Source organism: Sporosarcina ureae DSM 2281, assembly GCF_000425545.1.
In the GTDB taxonomy this organism is placed as follows: domain Bacteria; phylum Bacillota; class Bacilli; order Bacillales_A; family Planococcaceae; genus Sporosarcina; species Sporosarcina ureae.
In genome coordinates, this window is record NZ_AUDQ01000032.1 from 1 (window position 1) to 5,282 (window position 5,282).

Below are 5,282 nucleotides of genomic sequence, written 5' to 3' on the forward strand. Positions count from 1 at the left end.
ATCTAACTATTTTTGTTTATCATCGTGTCAAAAATATTTTTTGGCACCCATACAACGGCTCAAACCGTTGATACATCAATATTTATAGAGGGAGGAATCATAAAGTGCTTATTCATCCAATCAAAGCTTTTTCTGATAATTATATATGGTGTATTCAAGAAGGAACAGAGGCAGTTGTGGTGGATCCAGGAAAAGCGAGTGGTGTCCTTGATTTCTTAGAAGAAAAGCAGCTTCGTTTAGCGGCCATTCTTTTAACTCATATGCATGAAGATCACATTGGCGGGGTACGGGAGATTCTGGCAAGTCATCCCGAAAGTCTTGTATATGGACCGAAAGAGACGGAAGGTTTGGTGACTAGTGTGGTAAAGGAAAGAGACTCCTTTAACTTATTGAATCAAACTTTCCAAGTATATGAATCAGGTGGTCATACGCATGGCCATATTAGTTTTTTAATGGGGAATAATCTCTTCTGCGGGGATGCTTTGTTTTCGGCAGGATGCGGTCGGGTGTTTACCGGTGATTACGAAGCTCAATATGAAACTTTACAGAAATTTAAGCGCTTGGATGATAATATACATGTTTATCCCGGTCACGAGTATACCGAAACTAATTTACGTTTTGCATACGAAATGCAGCCAGATAATAAAGAAATCTCCAAATCATTGGAAGTTGTCCAGGAATTGCGTGCTAAAGAACAGCCAACGCTCCCGACAACGATCGGCAAGGAGAAGGAGATTAACCTCTTTCTGCAAGCGGAAACAGTGGAAGACTTTATCGAATTGCGTAACGCCCGTGATGACTTTTAGAACAACGGACTTTATTCAATCGCATAAAGTGTACTGATATAGTATCTATGATAAGATAAGGTCAATAAAATGATGGAGGATGATAGTAATGAACCAAGTACTCGTTGAAATTTGTTTACGTGTTAGAGATATTGATGCTACTTTAGATTTCTATACTGAGCTTTTTGATTTTGAAGTAGCGAGTCGCAGAGAATTCCCTGATAATAAATTTGATTTGATCTATCTCAATTCGCCAGGTTCTTCAGTACAAATAGAACTTACTTATAATTATGATGCAGAACCATATGTTATAGGAAATGGTTTCAGTCATTTAGGCGTAACAGTAAATGATTTAGAAGAAATGCATAAAATCTGTAAAGCATCTTCTTATGAAACAGGTGAATTAAAAGGACTTTCAGGTGAAACACCTTCTTACTTCTTTGTGACTGACCCTGACGGCTATCGAATTGAAGTAAAGCGTAAGCACTAAAACGTTCCATATACAAAAGTAATTATAAAAAAGCCTAATCCTCAACTCTCTACTTACAAAACAGAGAAACGAGGTTTAGGCTTTTATTTTACTGTCGTGTCATGTGATCGTTGCTCCTATTGATTACAACAACCGCGAACTGTTGATGAATAAATCACTCTTCCTATTTACGATACCGTTTTCTTTGAAAGGAATATATAAGGTTTTCATTCTATTTTAAAGGAGAATAACTTCCATCCAATGTTTTTAAAAAATTACTCTCCAAGCGACTGATACTCTACCGCAAGACCTTTTTGAACGCCTGGTCGTTTCGCAATGCGATGAGACCATTCCAAGAGATGGGTATATTCATCCATGTTTAAAAATTCATAAGAGCCTTCATACAATTTCCCTAAAGCTAAACGTCCATACCAAGACCATATCGCAATATCTGCAATAGTATAGGTATCACCAGCGATATAAGAACGCTGAGCTAATATTTTATCTAGCAAGTCTAATTGACGTTTCGTTTCCATAGTAAAGCGATCAATTGGGTATTTCATAGGCTCTGGCGCATAAGCAAAAAAGTGACCAAAACCTCCACCAACATAAGGACCTGATCCAATTTGCCAGAATAGCCAATTAAGGGTTTCTGTCCGTCCATGAATATCTGTCGGGATCAGTTTATTAAATTTCTCAGCCAAGTAAAGGAGAATTGACCCTGATTCAAAAATTTCCACACGTGGACTTTGACTTTGATCCACTAGGGCTGGGATCTTAGAATTCGGATTGATCTTGACAAAATCTGAACCAAATTGTTCGTCGGCTCCAATATTGATTTTATACAAATTATAGTCTGCACCGTCGACATCCAACTCTTTTAATTCTTCCAGCATAATCGTCACTTTAATACCGTTCGGCGTTCCCAATGAATAGAGTTGGAACGGTGCCTCTCCGACTGGTAGTTTTTGTTCGAAACGTTCACCGGCTGTCGGACGATTACCACCTTTATTCGAATTCTCTTCTTCCCACTGCCACACGTTTGATAATTCATATTTTGTCATCTGAACATTCCTCCTACTAACTCTTTATTAACTCCATCATACTAACAGTGTAAAACTATTCCTACTATTTAGTTTGCCATCTATTTAGCATACGGCTTATCGTTAGTCATCTTAAACTAAACGCCTTCAACAATATGGGCTCGTTTGGTGCGTACTGGTTGTTCAGTTAACGCCTCTAATCATCATGTAATATGTTATTGCTTTCTAAAATTAAATTGATCTTTTGGTACATTCAATGAATGCCCATTAATAATTATCGTTATCTGTCCAAGTAATAATTACTGTATCCTCTTTATAATTCCAATAAATATTTTTCGTTTTATTATTTCCTTGATTGAAAACCAATTCCCCGCGAATAGCATAAGGCACAGTAGCCCCTCCGTTGGCGACGTAGGCTTTTACTGTGTATTTTCCATCAGGAGATATCTCCTCCGTCAAAAATTCTCCTGTCGGCAATCTACTCATATCATAAAACGCCCAATATATCCCATAACCAATAAATGCAGCTAACAATAAACCGACGACCAAAAACAGTTTTAACGTATTTTTTTAATCGACTTTGCCCACCTTTTATATGAATTTCTCCCAAAGTATCCAAAGACCACCACTTACTAGCCTTGGCAAATATGTAACCCATTTACCGTACAGTCGGCTTAATCAACACTTTAATCTCCTCTTTATTTTCCTTAGCCAATTCCTCCAATAACTGATTCGCTTCCTCATTCATCTTTTCATCGCCGAATTGATAGCCGTCTAATTTTTCTTCAAGAAAGGTAATAAGATTCGCATTTAGGTCATTTATTCTCCTGGCGTACTCCTTTTGGTATTCTTCTGGATCCATATGCAGCTTTTTTGCTTGAGATTCAGCAAAATTACGTATTTGCTTGCCGCCTTCATTTTCTGTGTTTTTAGGAGGCAGTTCTGCAAACCAGTCTGGATCCGTTTCTAAATTCTCAGTTATATCAAGACCCATTTCTTGTACTTTTTGTTTTACTAATTCTAATTTAATTGTTCCATCCAAATAATCCAATGCAGTCTCATCAGGATATAAGAACCGTAAATCCCCTATCGTAATTTCCTGCCCTTTCACAATGGCTGCCGGTTCATGATCGTCATATTTCGATATGCCGCTGCAACCGGATAGAAGGAAAATAAGTAGGAAAAGAATATATCTGAAAAAACTTGTCATTATTACACCTCCTAATCCTTAATTGTAAAAATAGGCTGTTTTTAAGACAACTATGTGCGACTATCGCAACCGTTTGTTACGATTATTATGGTTGAGCTATTTCTTCTTTTTTAAATATACCAATCAACAACATAACGAGTCTGATTATGAAAATGGTGGGAAAAATATACAGCATGGTGAATGTCGACCAGAGACTTTCAACAATTGCGGCATTAGTTAAACCTACTGCAAAAGCAATCGCCGGTGATATTGGCAACGTAAGAGCAATTCTCCACACTCGGCACTTTCGTTTTTTTCGACTTCCCTTTACTTAAAACATATGCAATAACAGCACCAAACAAAGCAATTAAATATCCTGCACCGATCAACTATGCGCGTTTTTCAATTTCACTTCCATTGACGTACCCTTTTGCTTCATTACTTCAACTCAAGAGTTATAGCCGAATGAGATAATAACTATCATTGCAATCAAAGATACAACGATAAAAATCGTAGATAGTAAAGTTATAATTGCGGTTAATCTTTTAGGTATGTTAGTACGATTTTTCCAAGTAGCTACTAACAGGAAAATACTCAGTAAAATTATGATAAGAAAAAATGATAAGAATCCAGAACACTCTTTAATCATAAACCACAAATCCATTTCGTCTGCTCCTCTCCGATCACACTTAACTCAATTTTATCCGATTGAGTCGCAGCGGTTGTTCAGCTAACGCACTCTATTGTTTAACTTATCGCTATTCAAATCAAAGCTATAAGTCAATCCATAAAGCCCCAACAACCATTTAAAAAGGTAATTGTATAACTCTCTCTTCTTATATCATAATACAAGTTATAAAATATTTATTGACTACCTTTTCTATATTTTCTATTCTATACTGAAGTATGCAAAACTAAACAATAAGGGGTGTATCAGCATGAATGGCAAAACAGATGTCCTAGACAATGGTCCTTTCTTCCACGGTACTAAAGCAGAACTGAAAATTGGTGATTTTTTAAAACCACAATACTTATCAAATTACCAAGAGAAAAAGTCTAATCATATATATTTTACTGCAACATTGGAAGCTGCTAAATGGGGTGCAGAATTGGCAGCTTCTAATTCAAAAGAAAGAATTTATATTGTAGAACCATTAGGTGATTTTGAAAATGATCCGAATTTAACTGACAAAAGATTTCCTGGAAACCCAACACGTTCTTATAGGTCTAAATCTCCTTTGAAAATAATAGCTGAATTAGGTAAATGGGAAAGACATTCCGAAGAAGAAATAAATAATATGCTAACATCTTTAAAAAAGTTAAGTGAACAAGGATTAAATGTAATATACGATTAATCTTTAAAAATTCATAAGTCATGACTTATGAGAAAAATTAAGTAATTGTAAAAAAGACTGATTTCTCAGTATCAAAATTGAGAAATCAGGATTTTCTCGTCACTCTGGAAAATGACCCGATTACTGAAAGATCATAAATACTTCATAATACGTAAGCGTCAAAAAGTGAACACGTTGTTTCATATAAAAGAAAATGCCCCAAAGAATCGATCATAAAGATTCTTCGGGGCGTTTTCTATTTCTTTGATTGGATATAACAATTCTTTGGTAAGGTCTTTGACCAAGGCATTAAGTCTTCAAACTCTGCGATTTTCTCAAGGTTACGTTGAGGAAGTTCTTCGAAAAGGAACTGCAAGTAGAAGAAAGGATTCACGCCATTCTCTTTTGCGGTCTCTACGAGACTATAGGCGATTGCACTTGAAGTAGCACCTCTTGTGGAAA

Annotated in this window: 7 protein-coding genes; 3 read left to right on the forward strand and 4 right to left on the reverse strand. The window is 36.2% G+C overall.

Features of this window, described 5'->3' with window-relative positions; genetic code table 11:
- The first annotated feature begins 104 nt into the window (after nt 1-104).
- A complete protein-coding gene (gene gloB, locus H605_RS0116770) occupies nt 105-806 on the forward strand; it encodes a hydroxyacylglutathione hydrolase (protein ID WP_029055246.1) in 702 nt (233 codons plus the stop codon).
- A gap of 88 nt (nt 807-894) precedes the next feature.
- The gene (gene gloA, locus H605_RS0116775) at nt 895-1,275 is read left to right on the forward strand and encodes a lactoylglutathione lyase (protein WP_029055247.1); all 381 of its coding nucleotides are present in this window, start codon (nt 895-897) and stop codon (nt 1,273-1,275) included.
- Nucleotides 1,276-1,529: 254 nt separating this feature from the next.
- Here the strand turns inward: gloA and yghU are convergent, their stop codons facing one another.
- From yghU to H605_RS0116790, 3 genes are all read right to left on the reverse strand, one after another.
- The gene (gene yghU / locus H605_RS0116780; protein ID WP_029055248.1) at nt 1,530-2,318 is read right to left on the reverse strand and encodes a glutathione-dependent disulfide-bond oxidoreductase; all 789 of its coding nucleotides are present in this window, start codon (nt 2,316-2,318) and stop codon (nt 1,530-1,532) included.
- A gap of 246 nt (nt 2,319-2,564) precedes the next feature.
- Nucleotides 2,565-2,846, reverse strand: a complete 282-nt coding sequence (locus H605_RS18240) for a DUF5412 family protein (protein ID WP_420804875.1) — start codon at nt 2,844-2,846, stop codon at nt 2,565-2,567.
- Between the two features lie 109 nt (nt 2,847-2,955).
- The gene (locus H605_RS0116790; RefSeq protein WP_029055249.1) at nt 2,956-3,507 is read right to left on the reverse strand and encodes a hypothetical protein; all 552 of its coding nucleotides are present in this window, start codon (nt 3,505-3,507) and stop codon (nt 2,956-2,958) included.
- 917 nt (nt 3,508-4,424) lie between these two features.
- Here H605_RS0116790 and arr point away from each other — a divergent pair.
- Complete coding sequence (arr, locus tag H605_RS0116805) at nt 4,425-4,841, forward strand: NAD(+)--rifampin ADP-ribosyltransferase (RefSeq protein WP_029055251.1); 417 nt, start codon at nt 4,425-4,427, stop codon at nt 4,839-4,841.
- Nucleotides 4,842-5,076: 235 nt separating this feature from the next.
- Here arr and H605_RS0116810 read toward each other — a convergent pair.
- A partial coding sequence (locus H605_RS0116810; RefSeq protein ID WP_029055252.1) for a transposase domain-containing protein occupies nt 5,077-5,282 on the reverse strand: 206 nt, incomplete at its 5' end.

Excerpts from the sequence above, each read along its gene's own strand:
- yghU (WP_029055248.1), bottom strand. The coding sequence starts at position 2,318 with ATGACAAAATATGAATTATCAAACGTGTGGCAGTGGGAAGAAGAGAAT.
- arr (WP_029055251.1), top strand. The coding sequence starts at position 4,425 with ATGAATGGCAAAACAGATGTCCTAGACAATGGTCCTTTCTTCCACGGT.
- gloA (WP_029055247.1), top strand. The coding sequence starts at position 895 with ATGAACCAAGTACTCGTTGAAATTTGTTTACGTGTTAGAGATATTGAT.
- H605_RS0116790 (WP_029055249.1), bottom strand. The coding sequence starts at position 3,507 with ATGACAAGTTTTTTCAGATATATTCTTTTCCTACTTATTTTCCTTCTA.